Source organism: Maritimimonas sp. 2304DJ26-3 (genome assembly GCF_056591635.1).
This window is the reverse complement of record NZ_JBWQOK010000003.1, coordinates 183788-201735: the sequence shown is the minus strand read 5'-3', so window position 1 is coordinate 201735 and position 17948 is coordinate 183788. Positions and strand designations below refer to the sequence as shown.

Annotated in this window: 17 protein-coding genes; 10 read left to right on the top strand and 7 right to left on the bottom strand. The window is 31.7% G+C overall.

Annotated elements, in window-relative coordinates:
* Positions 1-63: 63 nt before the first annotated feature.
* Entirely contained in the window at positions 64-3540 is a 3477-nt protein-coding gene (locus AC1EUV_RS09560) for a T9SS type A sorting domain-containing protein (RefSeq protein ID WP_480198473.1), read from the bottom strand.
* 380 nt (positions 3541-3920) lie between these two features.
* Between AC1EUV_RS09560 and AC1EUV_RS09555 the strand changes: the two genes are divergently transcribed.
* Positions 3921-4634, top strand: a complete 714-nt coding sequence (locus tag AC1EUV_RS09555; RefSeq protein ID WP_480198472.1) for a DUF4369 domain-containing protein — start codon at positions 3921-3923, stop codon at positions 4632-4634.
* Here AC1EUV_RS09555 and pepE read toward each other — a convergent pair.
* Entirely contained in the window at positions 4626-5333 is a 708-nt protein-coding gene (gene pepE, locus AC1EUV_RS09550) for a dipeptidase PepE (RefSeq protein WP_480198471.1), read from the bottom strand. The genes AC1EUV_RS09555 and pepE overlap by 9 nt on opposite strands.
* Positions 5334-5436: 103 nt before the next feature.
* Here pepE and AC1EUV_RS09545 point away from each other — a divergent pair, with 103 nt between their 5' ends.
* Positions 5437-6216 (top strand): carboxypeptidase-like regulatory domain-containing protein, encoded by a 780-nt coding sequence (locus AC1EUV_RS09545; protein ID WP_480198470.1) that lies wholly within the window; start codon positions 5437-5439, stop codon positions 6214-6216.
* Between the two features lie 84 nt (positions 6217-6300).
* Positions 6301-6891 (top strand): YceI family protein, encoded by a 591-nt coding sequence (locus AC1EUV_RS09540; RefSeq protein WP_480198469.1) that lies wholly within the window; start codon positions 6301-6303, stop codon positions 6889-6891.
* 47 nt (positions 6892-6938) lie between these two features.
* Here AC1EUV_RS09540 and AC1EUV_RS09535 read toward each other — a convergent pair whose 3' ends face one another.
* Positions 6939-7397 carry an Lrp/AsnC family transcriptional regulator gene (locus AC1EUV_RS09535; RefSeq protein ID WP_480198468.1) on the bottom strand — a complete coding sequence of 153 codons (459 nt, stop codon included), beginning with the start codon at positions 7395-7397 and terminating at the stop codon, positions 6939-6941.
* A gap of 150 nt (positions 7398-7547) precedes the next feature.
* On the opposite strand from AC1EUV_RS09535, the gene AC1EUV_RS09530 reads away from it, so the two are divergent.
* Positions 7548-8774 (top strand): aminotransferase class I/II-fold pyridoxal phosphate-dependent enzyme, encoded by a 1227-nt coding sequence (locus AC1EUV_RS09530; RefSeq protein WP_480198467.1) that lies wholly within the window; start codon positions 7548-7550, stop codon positions 8772-8774.
* Positions 8775-8783: 9 nt separating this feature from the next.
* On the opposite strand, the gene AC1EUV_RS09525 is transcribed toward AC1EUV_RS09530, so the two are convergent.
* The 3 genes from AC1EUV_RS09525 to AC1EUV_RS09515 are packed head-to-tail and all read right to left on the bottom strand — an operon-like array spanning position 8784 to position 11068.
* A complete protein-coding gene (locus AC1EUV_RS09525) occupies positions 8784-9095 on the bottom strand; it encodes a hypothetical protein (protein ID WP_480198466.1) in 312 nt (103 codons plus the stop codon).
* Positions 9096-9113: 18 nt separating this feature from the next.
* A complete protein-coding gene (locus AC1EUV_RS09520; RefSeq protein WP_480198465.1) occupies positions 9114-10061 on the bottom strand; it encodes a phosphoribosylaminoimidazolesuccinocarboxamide synthase in 948 nt (315 codons plus the stop codon).
* Between the two features lie 59 nt (positions 10062-10120).
* Positions 10121-11068, bottom strand: coding sequence for a PhoH family protein (locus tag AC1EUV_RS09515; protein ID WP_480198464.1), 948 nt, complete (start codon positions 11066-11068; stop codon positions 10121-10123).
* 143 nt (positions 11069-11211) lie between these two features.
* Between AC1EUV_RS09515 and AC1EUV_RS09510 the strand changes: the two genes are divergently transcribed.
* The 6 genes from AC1EUV_RS09510 (at position 11212) to AC1EUV_RS09485 (ending at position 16170) form a co-directional block, all read left to right on the top strand.
* Complete coding sequence (locus AC1EUV_RS09510) at positions 11212-12042, top strand: SAM hydrolase/SAM-dependent halogenase family protein (RefSeq protein ID WP_480198463.1); 831 nt, start codon at positions 11212-11214, stop codon at positions 12040-12042.
* Between the two features lies 1 nt (position 12043).
* Complete coding sequence (locus AC1EUV_RS09505) at positions 12044-12340, top strand: putative quinol monooxygenase (RefSeq protein WP_480198462.1); 297 nt, start codon at positions 12044-12046, stop codon at positions 12338-12340.
* Positions 12341-13054 (top strand): gliding motility-associated ABC transporter permease subunit GldF, encoded by a 714-nt coding sequence (gldF, locus tag AC1EUV_RS09500; protein ID WP_480198461.1) that lies wholly within the window; start codon positions 12341-12343, stop codon positions 13052-13054.
* Positions 13054-14691, top strand: a complete 1638-nt coding sequence (gene gldG / locus AC1EUV_RS09495; RefSeq protein ID WP_480198460.1) for a gliding motility-associated ABC transporter substrate-binding protein GldG — start codon at positions 13054-13056, stop codon at positions 14689-14691. The genes gldF and gldG overlap by 1 nt, the downstream gene beginning before the upstream one ends.
* 80 nt (positions 14692-14771) lie before the next feature.
* Positions 14772-15614: a DUF2911 domain-containing protein gene (locus AC1EUV_RS09490; RefSeq protein ID WP_480198459.1), complete on the top strand. Its 843-nt coding sequence runs from the start codon at positions 14772-14774 to the stop codon at positions 15612-15614.
* A 58-nt stretch (positions 15615-15672) separates the two neighbouring features.
* Entirely contained in the window at positions 15673-16170 is a 498-nt protein-coding gene (locus AC1EUV_RS09485; protein ID WP_480198458.1) for a DUF2911 domain-containing protein, read from the top strand.
* 50 nt (positions 16171-16220) lie between these two features.
* Here the strand turns inward: AC1EUV_RS09485 and AC1EUV_RS09480 are convergent, their stop codons facing one another.
* Positions 16221-17918, bottom strand: coding sequence for a sodium:solute symporter family protein (locus AC1EUV_RS09480; RefSeq protein WP_480198457.1), 1698 nt, complete (start codon positions 17916-17918; stop codon positions 16221-16223).
* Positions 17919-17948: the final 30 nt, after the last annotated feature.

The window sequence follows — 17948 nt, the reverse complement described above, 5'->3', positions numbered from 1 at the left end:
AAACACCTTGGTCATGCTGACCAAGGTGTTTTAACAATCTTTACTAAAAATTCATTTTTTGTTTTAGATATGTATAATTTTTTTTGTTTCGGTCTTACCTTTATTAAATAATCTAATAAAGTATACTCCCTTAGCATATTTTGATAAATCAATTTGGTGTCTTATACTACTTAATGACTGATTGTTCTTAATATCTTTTGAATATATTAAACCACCGTTGAGAGTGTATAATTGAATATTTATCCTATTACTATAACCACTTAAATCTAAATTGATTTTATCTTCTGTGGGATTAGGATAGACCACCATTTCTGGTTCAATTACCGAAGAGCAAGAACCATCTATAGTTACTTTAACAAAAGCTATGTCTGAACTTTCTCCGGAAGTAACTTTAACAGAATATATTGTTGACTCACTAGGCTCTACAGTGATACTTTGTTTAGTCTCCCCAGTACTCCATTCGTATGAATCACCTCCCGATGCTGTTAAAGTAATTTTATCATATGCACAAATTGTTACATCTTCACCTGCATAAGCTACCACAGTTGCACCATCCGCTGATTCAGTAACAGTTACAGTTATAGTGCTTTTTTCTGAACAACCTCCGTTAGAAGTCAATGTAACAGTATATTGGGTTGTTACTGAAGGCTTGACTGTAATACTAGATGTAGTTTCACCTGTACTCCATAAAAAATCTCCCGTACCAGTTGCAGACAAAGTTACACTTTCACCTTCGTCTATAGTTAAATCTTCAGTAACTGATAAAGTTGGTAATTCTTCAACGGTGACAACAACATCATCAACTGCTGAACTACTCGCACAACTAGAAGTTGCCGTAACTGAATAAGTAGTTGTACTATTTGGATTTACTGTAATACTTGCTGTAGTCTCGCCCGTGCTCCATAAAAAATCACCCTGACCTATAGCTGTTAAAGTAACACTCTCGCCCTCACAAATCGTCTGGTCTGATCCTGCATCAACACTTGGTGATGTGTTTACTGTAACAATAACATCATCGGTAAGCGAACAGTTACCATTATCGGAAACTACTGTATACGTAGTTGTATTGTTAGGATTTACTGTAATGCTTGCTGTAGTTTCACCCGTACTCCAATTAAATGGACCAGTACCAGTAGCAGTTAATGTTACACTTTCACCCTGGCAAATTGACACATCTGAACCAACATCCAAAGTAACTCCAGAATTTACAGTTACCACTACGTCATCTGTAGCGTCTGTAGCACATGAATTACTAGCCGTAACTGAATATGTAGTTGTTGTATTTGGATTTACCGTAATACTCGAAGTTGTCTCACCTGTACTCCATAGAAAATCACCCTCACCTGTAGCTGTTAAAGTAACACTAACGCCCTCACAAATCGTCTGGTCTAATCCCGCATCAACAATTGGCGACGTATTTACTGTAACAACAACATTATGTGAATCAGAATTTGTTCCATCCGAAATTGTTACTGTATAAGTTGTAGTTGTTGTAGGATTCACTGTAATACTTTCAGTAGTTTCTCCCGTATTCCACGAATAAGAAGCCCCTCCTGAGGCAACTAATGTAGTATTATCACCAACACATATATTTACATCTGGTCCTATTGACCCAACTGTAGGAGTTGCATCTTCGTAAGCTCCAATAGAATGTTTTCCTGGGATTCTTTCAACTCCATCTTTATCATAATTTACTCCATTAACGCCCGTTCCTAAATCTTTAATTGGCGATGTAGGCTGTAAACGAAAATTACCAGTACTAGCATTTACAAATAATGGATTCATTTCTACATTGCCTTCACCCACAGGCATTGTATAATTTATATTGTAATATGCACAATAAGTTTCTTCAAAATGGCCCCGTATTGATTCATTAAACTCACCTTTATCTATATTAATATTACTAATTATACAATTTGTCATTGTATTCACATTAGCTCCAGTACCCATTAAAATTCCTCCATCTGAATATAAATAGTCTAAATTATTAAATGTACAGTTTACTATTTCATTACGGTTAACAGTACCATCATCACCTTGAGGCATTGCTTGTATTCCCAAAGTAATTTTATCGTAAACACAATTTCTAATAATATTATCTTCTCCGGCAGGCAACCACCCAAACTGAGAATATTCTTCAGTGGTATCCCTAAATTTTATTCCTCTATCCATATCATAAGAATGGTTGTTCTCAAATATGTTAAAACTAGCTCCATCTCTTATATATGGAACTCCTCCCGTACTATAAGTTGCAGAAGATGAAACATTACCCCTATTAAAATAAGAATTCTTAACTACATTATATCTAATATTTCTATGTCTTAATTCTATACTATTATTAACTCCAATAACTTCACAATTATCTACTAAATTGTAATGAACAGGGTAATCATCTGTTCCATTTCTTAACGCTATTCCATGCCCTCCATGATTATCTTCAATAACTCTCTCTACATAACAATTTCTAATAATACTGTGTCCTGCATCAAGGTTTATATAATAATCTTGGGCTTCACCAGCTCCACTACTAGTTCTATCATTATAAATTTTATTTCCTTCAATTAAAAAATGTTCTCCAGATGCAGCGATACCAGTTATGCTAGAATTAACAATAACACTATTGAGAACTCTATTTTTATTGCTTCCTGGAGAATTAAAATTTACACCTATACCCTGATTTCCATTTCCCGTTTGGCCATTAGCCGCTGTACGACCTGAAGTATGTAAAACAACATTATCAATTATTACTCCTATAGGTGCACTTGTAGAATAAATCATATTCGCGTAATTTCTGGCCTGAAAATTTCTAACAATAAAATAATTGCTTCTTATTGAAAAACCAATACCATAACCCCCATAAACACCATCTATCAAAGGCATTTCTGATGATTCTAAAGATGTTATCGATGGAGTTATTTCGTAATTATAATACATTGAATTTATATCCCCTACAGAAGATTTATAACCAACTATTTTAACAGGTGCTACTGCCGTTCCATCGTCATCATCAAAAGTTAACTCTACATCCCCGTAATCCCCTGCTTTCACCCAAACAGTTGTTCCGGGCGATAAAGATGCATTAGCCATTTCTTGTATTGTCCAAGCATTAGCCTCACTTGTTCCATCATGTGTACCTCCTCCAGTGGTTGTAACATATCTATAAGTTGGGGCATTTGGCTCAGATATATTATTCTCGATATAAGTAAGTGTAAAATCATATAAAGGATTTGCATCTTCATCTTGTAGATTACTTCCACCCTCATATCTTATCGTATTATTATCCCAATAATCAAAAGCCGATGATACCGTGAAATAATGTCCTGTCAATTGCCCTGAGTTTATTGTAATTCCTGAAATTGTTTTACCCGTTATTGAAAAACCCGCAGTTGAAGAGCCTGTTATTGATTTATTACTATCAAAATATACTCTACTCTTTTGAGAGTCTTCAACTCTAAAGTTTGATAAAACCGGAGTGTTTTGAGCAAAAATACAAGTGAAACTAAAGAGGGCTAAAATAACTGAGAATAATCTTTTAAACATATTAAATCCTTATATAAATAATTAATAATCTTTGTTTGTTATTAATAGTTTATCATTTAGCAATACATACCTCATCTTAACGTCAATAAAGCACTAGGCTCTATAGGCATCAAGGGAGATACAATTATTAAATGAACGGATTTTCTTTTCTTAGCGACGTTTCTCTTAAACGGAAAAAAAAGTGATAAATTGTATACTATTCATTCACAACATTTTCTGTATGAAAAACGCTGCGAAAGTATTTTAGAAATCTGAAGGAAATCTGAAGATTCTATAGATTCTGAACAAATGGCGTAGTTTTGTTAATAAATGGTTTTTTTTGTTAACAAATAGGTCGCTTTTTATCTAAATCATATATTTGGGTTAAGATAACTACACATATGTATAGAATGCTTTTCTTTATTATAATCTTTTTCCTATCATGTAAAGAGGAAAGTGTAAAGGATGCGTCTAATAATTATACTATTAATATAAATGCGATGAACTTTCCTAAGGATTCAAATGCAATCCTTAAAAGGCAAGAAAACAATATAGCCATAGTTATAGATTCAGCGGTATTAAAAAATGGAAAAGCTTCATTCAATGGCAAAATAGATTTGCCACAAGTTTATGGAATTTTTATTAACAATGAAAAAGAAGGTATATTCCCAATAATTGAAAAAGGAATTATCAATATTCAAGTAAATTCAAATAATTTAGATGATGCTATCATAACAGGAACAGAACTTAATGAACAATTAAAATCTTATAAAGAAAATTCAAAAACAATCTCTTCTAAAATGAATGATTTTTTTCATGAATTTCAAAAGGCTAGAGCAGAAAATAATGTGAATGAACTAAATAAAATTAACGAACAAATGAAAGCTATTCAGGCCGAAAACAATCAATATAGTTTAGATTTTGTTAGAAACAATCCAAATTCATTTGTAGCCTCAATGGTTTTGTATTCTTTAATAGATAATAAAAACATCCATAGAGACACTATAGCCACATTATACTCTAAATTATCTGACGGTGTTAAAAAAAGTGAATTCTCTAATAATATAGCTATATTATTAGAAGTTAAAAAAATCACAAAAGATTCTTTACCTTAAAAAAGATAATTCTATTAAGGGCTCCAATTCTAATGGCTCTTCATTTTTTTTAAACAACCTTCCCATAAGATTACCTTTTAAAATAATTTGATCATTTTTAACTTCTAACCAACTTCCTTCTCGCAAACCTAATACAGGAATATTATTATAAACGTGAAATTCTTTAATTCTAACTTCCCTAGTTTCACCTTTATGTGTGGAATTAGGATCTGGATCTAAATAATGAGCATTAATATTAAAAGGAATAATGCCCATAGTTTCTAAACTAGGCGGATAAACAATCGGCATGTCATTAGTAGTTTGCACGGTAAGTCCGCAGATATTGCTTCCTGCACTAGTACCTAAATATGGAGTGCCATTTTCAATTGCTTCTTTTAAAGCCTCTATTAAATTATTCAGATATAATTCGTTAACCAAAACAAATGTATTGCCTCCTCCAACAAAAATTCCTTGTGCATTCTTTATGGATTCAGCATAATCATCAAATTCATGAATTCCATTTACATCAATTTCTATTTTAGAAAATGCTTCTTTTGCAATCTCAGTATATTCATCATAAGAAATACCGCTTGGCCGAGCAAATGGGATAAATAAAATTTCATCTATACCACTATATAAACTCTTCAATTCGGGCATCAAATATTCTAAATATTCACTTCCATGAATTGTTGATGTACTAGCAATTATTAAATTTTTCATTTTAATTGATTAATACCCAAAATTAAACGTTTAACAAAAGTTTACAACAGATTTAATAATTATTTGTGATATTGAGTAATTACTTTATGAAAATCAATTGCTTATGCTTAAAAAACTACTTATACTTACACTCTTTTTATTTTTTTCTAGTCTTTTAAAGCTTCATTCACAAAATAACCGTAGAGTTTTAAGTGGAAAAATAATAAGCGATTCTTTATCAATTGAAAGAATTCATATCATAAACAAAAGTACAAGCAAAGGTACATATACCAACAAACATGGTGATTTTGCAATTCCTGTAAAAGTAAATGACATTTTAGAATTTTCAGCAGTTCATTTTGAAGCTTATAGTAGAATAATTTCAGAAACTGATTTAAAACAATTACAAGTCGTTATAAAACTCAGTCCTAAAATAAACTTATTAGAAGAAGTCATTATAAAACCCGTAAGTATTGCTAAGCAATTAGGTTTACCTAATGCTGATAAAAAACCATTAAATAGTGTTGAGAATAGACTGAGCGCACATAATAAATCTCCAACCGCAATAGTAGCATTAGCTGCGTTGTTAAATCAACGCGGTGGGATAGACAATCTATATTACCTATTTTCTGGCAAACGTAAAGAAGATAAAAAATTAAATAAGCTACGTGAACGAGACAAAATTAGTGAGCTTAATTACCAGACATTAAAAAAAATTCGCCGGCATTTTAAAGATGATTTCTTTACTAAAACTGCCAATATTCCTTTAACAGAAATAGACAACTTTCTTGACTTTTGTCTGAAAGACAATATTGTTGTTCTTTATGATGAAAATAGAATACTAGAACTCATCGAAATATTTTTAAATGAAAGTAACCTCTTTTTAAAAGAAATCAAAGAATGACAATTCAATTAATATAGCATTTCAACAATATATTTGTAAGGGAAATATATCTATTCGACTATTATATCACTAAATAAAATTAAAATGAAGAAAATAGCTTTGTCAATCTTACTAATAGCTTTTGTATTTGTATCCTTTAAAACAATCGAATCTGAAACGTATACCGCACTAGTAGAAAATTCAACAATTACATGGGCAGCCTCAAGGCCTGGCAAAACACATGACGGAACATTATCAATTTCTCAAGGAAATCTTGTATTTGAAGATAACAAACTTGTAGGCGGTGATTTTATTATTGATATGAATACCATTAAAGTTTTAGACATAAAACCAGGAAAGAATAATCAAAAATTAGTGGATCATTTAAGGTCAGCTGATTTCTTCGATGTAGAAAATCATGCAACAGGTACTTTTAAAATTACAGGTAGCGAAGCTAAAGATGATAAAACCTTGGTGAATGGACAACTAACAATAAAAGGAATAACTAACGATGTCAGCTTTTTAGCCGATGTATCTAACGATGATGGAGTAGTAACGCTAAAAACAGGAGAGTTCAAAATTGACAGAACCAAGTGGAATATTAGATTTAGATCAGGTAAGTTTTTTGATAATCTAAAAAATAAATTAATCTATGATGATATAGTAATTACCGTTAATGTAAAAGCTAAAAAATAGAATTAATCTATAAATAGAATATTTAATCCGGCTACAGCCGGATTTTTTTATATAGAAATCTCTGTACTATTCTTTAATTCGCTAATTATAAATATACTATGTGTACTACCAATGTGTTGCAACTTAGTCAACTTAGTATTGATAAACTCTCTGTACGCCTTCATATTCTTAACTACAATTTTTAGAATATAATCGTACTCTCCACTAACGTTATAACATTCCAAAACCTCGTCTAATCTAATAACATCCGATTCAAACTTAGTTAAGTATTCGTTACTATGTTGTACTAATTTAATATGGCAGAAAACTACAAAAGCTTTGTTTACTTTTTCCTTATTTACAACCGCTACGTATTTTTCAATAACACCAGCTTTTTCAAGTTTTTTTATACGTTCATAAACAGCTGTAGCAGATAAATCAAGTGCTAGAGAAAGTCTTTTGGTGGTTACTTTGCTGTCCTTTTGAAGTAGATATAATAGCTTTTTATCAATACTATCGAATTCCATAAAGAAAATTTATCTAATTAGTTCTAAAAATTAAATCAAATATAGATAAAATATAATATATTATTAGTTTTAATAGATTAATTATCTAAATTATAGTATTTATTTTGAAAAATAAACTAAAAATAATGTTATTTGCAAAAAATAACACCAATGAAATTTAAACCTGCAAACAACATTCAAGATTTACAATACTTCGGCGAATTCGGAGGTGTAAATCCATCTATTTCAGATTCATCTACATATACCTTTATGGCCGCTAAATCAATGTCAGATACGTTCGAAGGCAACTCAGAAGGATGCTATTTATATTCACGTCATAGCAGCCCAAGTAATTTATATTTAGGTGAAGCCTTAGCTGCAATGGAAGGTACAGAAACAGCTAATGTTTCCGCTTCTGGTATGGGAGCTATTACTCCCGTGCTAATGCAATTATGTAATGCAGGTGATCATATTGTTTCTGCAAGAACTATTTATGGTGGTACATATGCCTTTTTAAAGAATTTTGTACCTAAATTTAATATAGAAAATACGTTTGTAGATATTACCAATCTAGAAAAAGTTGAGGCAGCAATTAAAGAGAATACCAAGGTTATCTATTGTGAAACGGTTAGTAATCCTTTATTAGAAGTTGCAGATATTCCAGCTTTAGCGAAATTGGCAAAAAAATACAATCTAAAATTAGTTGTTGACAATACTTTTTCGCCTCTAAACATTTCTCCGGCTCAGTTGGGAGCTGATGTTGTAATCCATTCATTAACTAAATTTATTAATGGATCTAGTGATACCGTTGGTGGTGTAGTTTGCGGAACACAAGATTTTATTAATGAGTTACGTAATGTAAATGATGGCGCTTCTATGCTGTTAGGCCCCGTGATGGATAGTTTACGTGCTTCTAGTGTTTTAAAGAATTTAAGAACTTTACATATTCGTATTAAAAAACATAGTGAAAACGCGCAATACTTGGCTGAAAAGTTTGAGCAAGATGGTATTAGGATAAGTTATCCTGGATTAAAAAACCATAAGCAACATGAATTGTTCAAGTCTATGTATAACGAAGAATATGGCTTTGGCGGAATGTTAGCAATTGATGTTGGATCTTTGGCAAAGGCAAATGAGTTCATGGAATTAATGCAAGACCGTAACTTAGGGTACTTAGCCGTAAGTTTAGGATTCTATAAAACATTATTTAATGCCCCAGGTACCGGAACCTCATCTGAAATACCTGAAGATGAACAAACAGAAATGGGCCTGTCTGATGGATTAATTCGTTTCTCTATTGGTTTAGATAATGATATTGAAAGAACCTACGAGGAAATGAAAAACTGTATGATTGAGTTGAATATCTTAAAAAAAGAAGTTGTATTAGATATTAGGTAAAGTAAAACCTTAATCTTTTTCCTTTAAATATTTGCTTAACCTTAATTCTCTAATTCTCTTTTTAATTTTTCTCCTACTTATTTCATAACTAATAGCATAAATAATAAAAATCAAAATTGCTGAATATATTACCGCAAAATGATATTCAAATCTCTCAATTATTCGCTCCTGTCCTCCTTTACCTGGAAGAAAGGGTAAAAGAAAAGAAAATATTATACCAAAAAGAACTCCAATTGGAATCCTCTTTTTCATTCTCTTCAATGAATTTTCACATTCAAATATTTCTGATTTGATTTTCTTTATTTTTTCTTCCTTAGTCAAATGGTAGCTTTTGAATTTTTACTTATTCAAATAATTCAAAACATTTTCCTCTATTCGATTTACTATGTTAGAAAGATCAGATTTTACAAAGCGTTCTCCAGTTATATTCTCATATAACTCTATATAACGATCAGAAATTTCTAGCACTTTTTCATTAGACATTTCTGGCACAACTTGTCCTTCTTTTCCTTGAAAGCCATTAGCTATCAACCATTGACGGACAAATTCTTTAGATAGTTGCTTTTGAGCTTCTCCTCTAGCCTGTCGTTCTCTATAACCGTCAGCATAAAAATAACGCGAAGAGTCTGGAGTATGAATTTCATCAATCAACACAATCTTACCATCTCTAGTTTTTCCAAATTCGTACTTGGTATCTACCAAAATTAATCCCTGTTTAGCGGCAATTTCAGTACCTCTGGAAAAAAGCTTTCGAGTATAATCTTCTAAAATAGTATAATCCTCTTCAGAAACTATGCCTTTGCTAATAATGTCCTCACGAGAAATATCTTCATCATGCTCTCCATTTTCTGCTTTTGTTGCAGGAGTAATAATTGGCTCAGGAAACTTATCATTTTCCTTCATACCTTCGGGCATTTCTACGCCACACAATTCTCTTTTACCAATTTTATACTCACGTGCTGCATGACCGGATAAATACCCTCTAATAACCATTTCAACTTTAAAAGGCTCACACAAATGGCCAATAGCTACATTAGGGTCTGGAGTAGCCATGATCCAATTAGGAACAATATCCTCAGTAGCTTTCATCATTTTTGCTGCAATCTGATTTAAGATTTGTCCTTTATATGGTATTTGCCGAGGCATAATCACATCAAAAGCCGATAACCTGTCGGTAGCAATCATTACCAATAAGTCATTGTTGATATTGTAAACTTCACGTACCTTACCTCGATATACCGATTTCTGTTTAGGAAAGTTAAAATCGGTATTGTTTATTGTATTCATGTTGTGTTGCGTTGAAAGCCGCAAAAATAAGTTAAAGACGCTTGACGAACAACTAAAATTTATTCAGTTTCTATACTCTTATATGCCGAGATAATATCTTTAACAAGTCTATGACGAATCACGTCTTTATCATCTAGATATACCATTGCAATACCCTTAATATCTTTTAAGGCTAATAATGATTCTTTTAATCCTGAGACTTGTTTACGAGGCAAATCAATTTGACCAGGGTCACCTGTAATAATAAATTTAGCCCGTTTACCCATACGTGTTAAGAACATTTTCATTTGCGCATGCGTAGTATTCTGAGCCTCATCTAAAATCACAAAAGCATTATCTAAGGTACGCCCGCGCATAAATGCTAATGGTGCAATTTGTATAACACCAGTTTCTATATACGATGCCAATTTTTCTGGAGCAATCATATCACGCAAAGCATCATACAATGGTTGCATATAAGGATCTAATTTTTCTTTTAAATCACCAGGTAAAAACCCAAGGTTCTCGCCAGATTCTACAGCAGGTCTTGTTAAGATAATTCTACGCACTTCTTTCTCTTTCAATGCTTTAACAGCTAAGGCAACAGCAGTATATGTTTTACCAGTACCTGCTGGGCCAACAGCAAATACAAGATCATTGGTAGCAATCTCATCTACCATTTTACGCTGATTAGTAGTCTGTGCTTTAATCAACTTTCCGCTAACTCCATGCACTAACACTTCGCCAGCCTTTCTAGAGCTTTTATCCTCTAATTCGGTAGCGGTTAATAATCGTTCTATGCTGTTTTCGTCCAATTTATTATAGCGATTAAAATGTTCAACAAGCATTGTTAGGCGTTTTTCAAATTCGTCTAAAAGCTCTTTCTCACCATAAATTTTTATTTTGCTTCCTCTGGCAACTACTTTAATCTTAGGGAAGTATTTTTTTAATTGTTCAATATTACTGTTTTGGGTTCCAAAAAAATCTTTAGGATTTATTTCTGTTAATTCAATAATTCTCTCGTTCAAATGATATTATTTTTAATGTTTATTATATGTTTAAAACTAGCGCATAAACTGCAAAATTGTAATCTATAAATCATTAGATTTGCACAATAAATTTACATATTTTATTATACAAACCACTTACAACCTTCGGAAATAATTAACAAATGCCTTTAATAACTTTAACGACAGATTTCGGAACAAAAGATCATTTTGTTGGAGCTATTAAAGGGGCTATTTTCAGTGAGTTAGACAATGTAAAAGTAATAGATATTTCACATGAGGTATCTCCATTTAATATTACAGAAACAGCTTATATTGTTAAAAACGCATATCAGAACTTTCCAAAAGGTAGTATACATATCATCGGTGTAGATTCAGAATTGAGTACAGAGAATAAACATATTGCTCTTCAACTTGATGATCAATATTTTATATGCCCAGATAACGGTGTGATCTCTATGATAGCTTCTGAAATCAAACCAGAAAAAATGGTTGAAATAACCATTCACAATGCAATTATAAGTAGTTTTAACGTGTTAGATGTCTTTGTAAAAGTAGCTTGTCATATCGCTCGGGGTGGAACATTAGAAGTAATTGGTAAAGAAATTGAAAATTATAAACGACTAACCGAGGTACATCCTTATATAAATGAAGAGAAAACACAGATTGTTGGTAGTGTCATATACATAGATAATTATGGTAATGTGATAAGCAATATCAGCAAAAAGCTATTTAATGAAATTGGAAAAGGAAGAGATTACGAAGTAGTTGCCCGTAACTATTCTTTCAATACTATTTTTAGACAATATAACGATGTGGTTAATTTTGATATTTTGCCAGAAAATAGACAAGACGATGGTAAAAAGTTGGCTATTTTTAATTCAGCTGATTTTTTAGAAATTGCTATTTATCGAAGTAATTTAAAAACCGTTGGTGGTGCTTCTAGCTTATTAGGATTAGATTATCGAGATACTATAACTGTAAGATTTAAATAGTATGTTTGTTCGTATTGTAAAAATGAGTTTTCAACCCGAAAAAATAACTGAATTTTTGACAAACTTTGAAAATGTTAAGGATAAAATTCGTGATTTTGAAGGTTGTCAATTCTTAGAGTTATATAGAGACAAAACAAATACTAATATATTTTTCACATACAGTTACTGGAAGACTGAGCAAGATTTAGAGAATTATCGAAATTCTGAATTATTTAAAGCTGTTTGGAAAATAACAAAAGCCATGTTTAATGATAAACCAGAAGCTTGGAGTGTAGATAAATTACATAGTTTAAAATAAATGTTAGCAATACTAAAAAAAGAACTCAATTCATTTTTTGCATCGCCGATTGGTTATTTGGTGATTGCTGTTTTTTTATTAATCAACGGGCTTTTTTTATGGGTTTTTAAAGGTGAATTCAATATTTTAAATGCAGGTTTTTCAGATCTTAATGCATTCTTTTTTATTGCGCCATGGTTCTTCCTATTCTTAATTCCTGCAATAACCATGCGCAGTTTTTCAGATGAATTTAGATTAGGCACTATAGAAATTTTAAAAACAAAACCTTTGACCGATTGGCAAATTGTTTTGGGCAAATATTTAGGAGCTCTAGCACTTATTATTTTAGCATTAATACCAACACTTATTTATGTTTTTAGTATTATTAAACTAGGTAACCCTATAGGTAATTTAGATATGGGTAGTACCGTTGGTTCATATATTGGTTTGTTATTTTTAGCAAGTGCTTATACTTCTATTGGATTGTTCACTTCCACTCTCTCAAATAATCAAATTGTAGCATTTATTTTAGCCGTTATTATTTCCTTTTTTATGTATTACGGTTTTGAAGCCTTAGCAGATTTAAATATCCTTGGCGGGATTCAAAATTTTGGAATGAAAGAACATTTTAATAGTATTTCTAGAGGTGTGATAGACACCCGTGACTTTATCTACTTTGTAAGCGTCACTGTTTTCTTTTTGTTTTTAACCAAATTAAAATTGGAACAAGAATAATGAAGAAGTATTCAAAAGCACTCGTTTTACTTATTATATTGATTTTACTGAATGTAGCATTTAATAAACTCTACAAACGCTTTGACCTAACAAAAGATCAGCGATATACGTTATCAGAAACCACTAAAACTATTCTTGACAAAATAGATGAAACTGCCATTGTAACTGTGTATTTACAAGGAGATTTTCCATCAGAATTTAAAAGACTTCAAACGGAAACTCGCCAACACCTAGAAGAATTAAAAGCTCTAAATAATAATATCAAATTCCGATTTATTGATCCATTAGATCAAGCTGACGAACTTATCACACAAGGATTACAGCCAAGTAGATTATCAGTACAAGAAGATGGAAAAGTATCTGAAGCTGTTATATTTCCTTGGGCAACGATAGAATACAAAGACAAAAAGGAAAATGTAAATCTATTAGCTAGTCAATCAGCTAATTCGCAAGAAGAGCAATTGCAGGGTTCAATTCAGAATTTAGAATATGCTTTCACGGATGCTTTGCATAAAGTTTCATCTGAAAAACAACAAACAATAGCAGTTTTGAAAGGAAATGGCGAACTAGATGACATATATCTAGCCAGTTTTTTAAGAAAATTGAGTCAATATTATCGTTTAGCTCCTTTTACATTAGATTCTGTTGCTATTAACCCGCAGCAAACTTTAAAAAAATTAACTGATTATGATTTAGCTATAATAGCTAAACCAACTGAAAAATTCTCTGCGCAAGAAAAATTCACACTAGATCAATATATCACAAATGGAGGTAAATCTTTATGGTTAATAGATAATGTAGTTGCAGAATTGGATAGTTTAATGCAAAACGGACAGTCATTAGCTTTTAATCGAGATCTTGATATCACAGATCTATTGTTTAGCTATGGCGTTCGTTTAAATTATGATCTGGTAAAAGATATGTATAGTTCTACAATACGTTTAGCTTCTGGTCAAGTTGGTAATAGAACACAATACCAAGATTTTCTTTGGCAATACCATCCAGTAATTACTTCAAAAAATAATCATGCAATTACTACAAATACTGATCCTGTCAACCTTCGTTTTGCGAGCTCTATTGACACTTTGAAAAACAACATCAGTAAAACTATTTTATTACAGAGTTCAACACTTTCTAAACCAATAGGGTCGCCAAGTATTATCTCATTAGAAGAAGTTTCTAAAAAACCTATACCACAAGACTATAATAATGGCAATAAAATATTAGGTGTTTTATTAGAAGGTGAGTTTAACTCGGCATACGCCAATAGAATAAAACCGTACGAGACCAGCTTATTTAAAGACAAAAGCAATTTAAATAAGATGATCTTAATCTCAGATGGTGATATCATAGCAAATCAAGTACATCAAAGGCAACCTCTTGAATTAGGTTTAGATAAATGGACCAATTTAAATTATGGAAATGGTACTTTTTTATTAAATGCTATTAATTATTTATTAGATGATTCTGGACTTATTAATTTACGTTCTAAAACAATTAAACTTCAATTTTTAGATAAACAAAAAGCATTTGCTGAAAAAACAAAATGGCAACTGATTAATGTTTTAATACCACTTGTTTCATTAGCTCTATTTGGATTCATTTTTAGCTACATCCGTAAAAGAAAGTATAGTTAAAGAAAAGTTAAAGCATATTTAACCCGCCTTTATTTATAGTATCTTTGAAACACTATAAAATAACCTAAATTTAATAAATCATGATCAAAAAAATTTCATTGCTTTTATTGGTAGTTGCTACAAGTTTTTCTATCAATGCTCAAGTTCAAACTCCCGCTCCTAGTCCATCTTCTAAATTGAAACAAACTGTTGGTTTAACAGATGTTATTTTAGAATACTCTAGACCTTCTATGAAAGGAAGAAAAATATTTGGAGAATTAGTTCCATATGACAAAGTTTGGCGTACTGGCGCTAATGCTAGAACAAAAATTACTTTTAAAGACGATATTACTATTGCTGGAGATACATTAAAAAAAGGTACTTACGCAATTTTCACAAAGCCTAACGCAGATAAATGGAAAGTATATTTCTATACTGATCATGCAGGTGGTGGCACTCCACAAGATTGGAGTGATGCAAAAGTTGCTTTAACTGCTATTGTACCTGTGCAAAAAATGCCAATGCCAATTCAAACATTTACTATGACCTTCGATGATCTAAAAAATGACGGAGCGACTCTTGGAATGTTATGGGAAGATGTATATGTTGGTGTACCATTCAACGTGCCTACTGACTCTAAAGCAGTAGAAAGTATTACCAAAGTAATGGCTGGTCCATCTGCTAATGAGTATTATGCTTCTGCAGGATACTACAGAAATAATGGTAAAGACTTAAACCAAGCGCTTACATGGATTAACAAGGCTACAAAAATGAATGAAAAAGCATGGTGGATGAAGCGTGAAAAAGCATTAATCTTAGCTGGTCTAGGAAAGAAGAAAGAAGCTATCGAAGCTGCTACTGCGTCTATGAAAGGTGCTGAAGAAGCTGGTAATGCAAACTGGGTAAAAATGAATAAAGAGTCAATTGCCGAGTGGTCAAAATAATTTGTAAGGCTACTCATTAATAACGACAGAAACTAAATAATAATTTAAAAACGAATAGATGAAAAAACTGAGTTTTTTACTATGTTTTGTGCTTGTAACTAGTGTTGCATGTGCACAAAAAAGTCCTAGAAAGAGTGCAACTGGCACGATAAATAGTGTAAATGTAACTGTTGATTATGGTTCACCTAGTGTAAAAGGTAGAACTGTATGGGGTGGTTTAGAAAAGTATGACAAAGTATGGCGAGCTGGCGCGAATGAAAACACTACTGTTACATTTGACAATAACGTTACTATTGGTGGCAAGTCTTTAAAAGCTGGTAAATATGGCTTCTTTATTATTCCTAAAAAAGATGGTGAATGGGTAGCTATTTTCAATACCAAGAATGATGCTTGGGGAGCTTATTCTTACAAAGAAGGTGATGATGCTGTTAGAGTAAAGGTAAAACCTGAATTTGTAGAAGATAACCAAGAATCTTTAGCTTATGAAGTTGGTAAAGATGCTATTAATTTTGCTTGGGAAAAAGCTAGATTAATTATCCCAGTTTCTACAAAGTAAGGAGATTATTTTTTAAATAAATTTAAACCTCAGCTTTTGCTGAGGTTTTTTTATTCTCTATTACTTATTATCTGTTGTACTATATAAGAAATTATTATTACCGCTAAACATCCGATAAGATTTAGCCAAAGGTAGGCTAAAGAAATTGTGCCTTGCTTATCTAAAACAAATAGTGCTACTACAAAAAGTTCAGCCACAATAGCTCCAATGAAAACCGCGTTAGCCTTTACTTTTTTTACAAAGAATGCAACAGCAAAAATCCCTAGAATAGTACCATAAAAAAGCGAACCTATAATATTTACGGCTTCAATTAAATTATCAAACAATGAAGCAATAGAAGCAAATATTAAAGCTATAATCCCCCACATAAAGGTGAATAACTTAGATGCTTTTAAATAATGCTGATCATCTTTATCTTTTACAAAAGAACGCTTGTATATGTCAACTACAGTAGTCGTAGCTAAAGCATTCAACTCAGATGCTGTCGAAGACATAGCAGCAGAAAATATAACTGCTAAAAGCAACCCTATGAGACCAATAGGTAGATGTTTAGTTACAAACGTAATAAAAACATAATCTCCATCCTCTACTTCAAAATCTTGATTACTTTTCTCTCCATAATCAGCAATAAGCTCTTTAGCAGATTGTCGAATACTTAATTCTTTATTCAATAAACCTTTCATTTCCGCTACAGCTGTAGCATCATTTTTATTTTCTACAACTTTATAGATTGCATCCTGTTTTTCTTTACTTACAGTTGCCAATTCACTTTCTAGCTGACTATACTCGGTAGCATATTCAGAATTTTGAATAGCATCTACATTTGCTTTATTAAAGTGCAATGGTGAAGCATTGAACTGATAGAACATGAATACCATAATACCTACAAATAGGATGGCGAACTGCATTGGTACTTTAAAAATACCGTTAAACAACAATCCTAACCTACTTTCTGTAAGCGACTTACCCGATAAATAACGTTGCACCTGAGATTGATCTGTACCAAAATAGGAAAGAAATAAAAATGTACCTCCAAGCAATGCAGACCAGATATTATAGCGATTTGATAAATCAAATTCGAAATCGACAACATTTAATTTACCCATTTTACCAGCAACACCAACTGCTTCATTTAAAGTAATATCTGGTGGTAGTTTAAAAATCAAAATTAAAAAGGCTACAAACATACCAGTTAAGATAATAATCATCTGTTGCTTCTGCGTTTGACTCACGGCATTTGTACCTCCAGAAACGGTATAAATAATTACTAGGGCGGCTATTAATAAATTAGTGATATTAAGATTCCATCCTAAAATAGAGGACAATATAATTGATGGCGCAAATATGGTAAGTCCCGCAGCTAATCCTCGTTGGATTAAAAATAAAATAGCCGTTATAGAGCGTGTTTTTAAATCAAATCTACCTTCAAGGAATTCGTAGGCAGTAAATACTTTTAATCTAAAAAATAATGGTAGTACAAAAATACACAATATCACCATCGCTAATGGTAGTCCAAAATAGAATTGAGCAAACCGCATTCCGTCTTCATAAGCTTGTCCAGGAGTAGACAAGAATGTAATAGCACTAGCTTGAGTTGCCATAACTGATAAGCCAATGGTATACCATTTTAAACTTTTATCACCATGCAAAAATGATTCTGTACTATTGATATTTCTAGATTTCCAGACGCCATATCCGACGATAAAAATCAAAATACTGATTAAAATAATCCAATCTAGAATATGCATTAAGAGTATATTTTGGTGAAAATTGTAAAA

Excerpts from the sequence above, each read along its gene's own strand:
- AC1EUV_RS09560 (WP_480198473.1), bottom strand. The coding sequence starts at position 3,540 with ATGTTTAAAAGATTATTCTCAGTTATTTTAGCCCTCTTTAGTTTCACT.
- AC1EUV_RS09555 (WP_480198472.1), top strand. The coding sequence starts at position 3,921 with ATGTATAGAATGCTTTTCTTTATTATAATCTTTTTCCTATCATGTAAA.
- pepE (WP_480198471.1), bottom strand. The coding sequence starts at position 5,333 with ATGAAAAATTTAATAATTGCTAGTACATCAACAATTCATGGAAGTGAA.
- AC1EUV_RS09545 (WP_480198470.1), top strand. The coding sequence starts at position 5,437 with ATGCTTAAAAAACTACTTATACTTACACTCTTTTTATTTTTTTCTAGT.
- AC1EUV_RS09540 (WP_480198469.1), top strand. The coding sequence starts at position 6,301 with ATGAAGAAAATAGCTTTGTCAATCTTACTAATAGCTTTTGTATTTGTA.
- AC1EUV_RS09535 (WP_480198468.1), bottom strand. The coding sequence starts at position 7,397 with ATGGAATTCGATAGTATTGATAAAAAGCTATTATATCTACTTCAAAAG.
- AC1EUV_RS09530 (WP_480198467.1), top strand. The coding sequence starts at position 7,548 with ATGAAATTTAAACCTGCAAACAACATTCAAGATTTACAATACTTCGGC.
- AC1EUV_RS09520 (WP_480198465.1), bottom strand. The coding sequence starts at position 10,061 with ATGAATACAATAAACAATACCGATTTTAACTTTCCTAAACAGAAATCG.
- AC1EUV_RS09510 (WP_480198463.1), top strand. The coding sequence starts at position 11,212 with ATGCCTTTAATAACTTTAACGACAGATTTCGGAACAAAAGATCATTTT.
- AC1EUV_RS09505 (WP_480198462.1), top strand. The coding sequence starts at position 12,044 with ATGTTTGTTCGTATTGTAAAAATGAGTTTTCAACCCGAAAAAATAACT.
- gldF (WP_480198461.1), top strand. The coding sequence starts at position 12,341 with ATGTTAGCAATACTAAAAAAAGAACTCAATTCATTTTTTGCATCGCCG.
- gldG (WP_480198460.1), top strand. The coding sequence starts at position 13,054 with ATGAAGAAGTATTCAAAAGCACTCGTTTTACTTATTATATTGATTTTA.
- AC1EUV_RS09490 (WP_480198459.1), top strand. The coding sequence starts at position 14,772 with ATGATCAAAAAAATTTCATTGCTTTTATTGGTAGTTGCTACAAGTTTT.
- AC1EUV_RS09485 (WP_480198458.1), top strand. The coding sequence starts at position 15,673 with ATGAAAAAACTGAGTTTTTTACTATGTTTTGTGCTTGTAACTAGTGTT.
- AC1EUV_RS09480 (WP_480198457.1), bottom strand. The coding sequence starts at position 17,918 with ATGCATATTCTAGATTGGATTATTTTAATCAGTATTTTGATTTTTATC.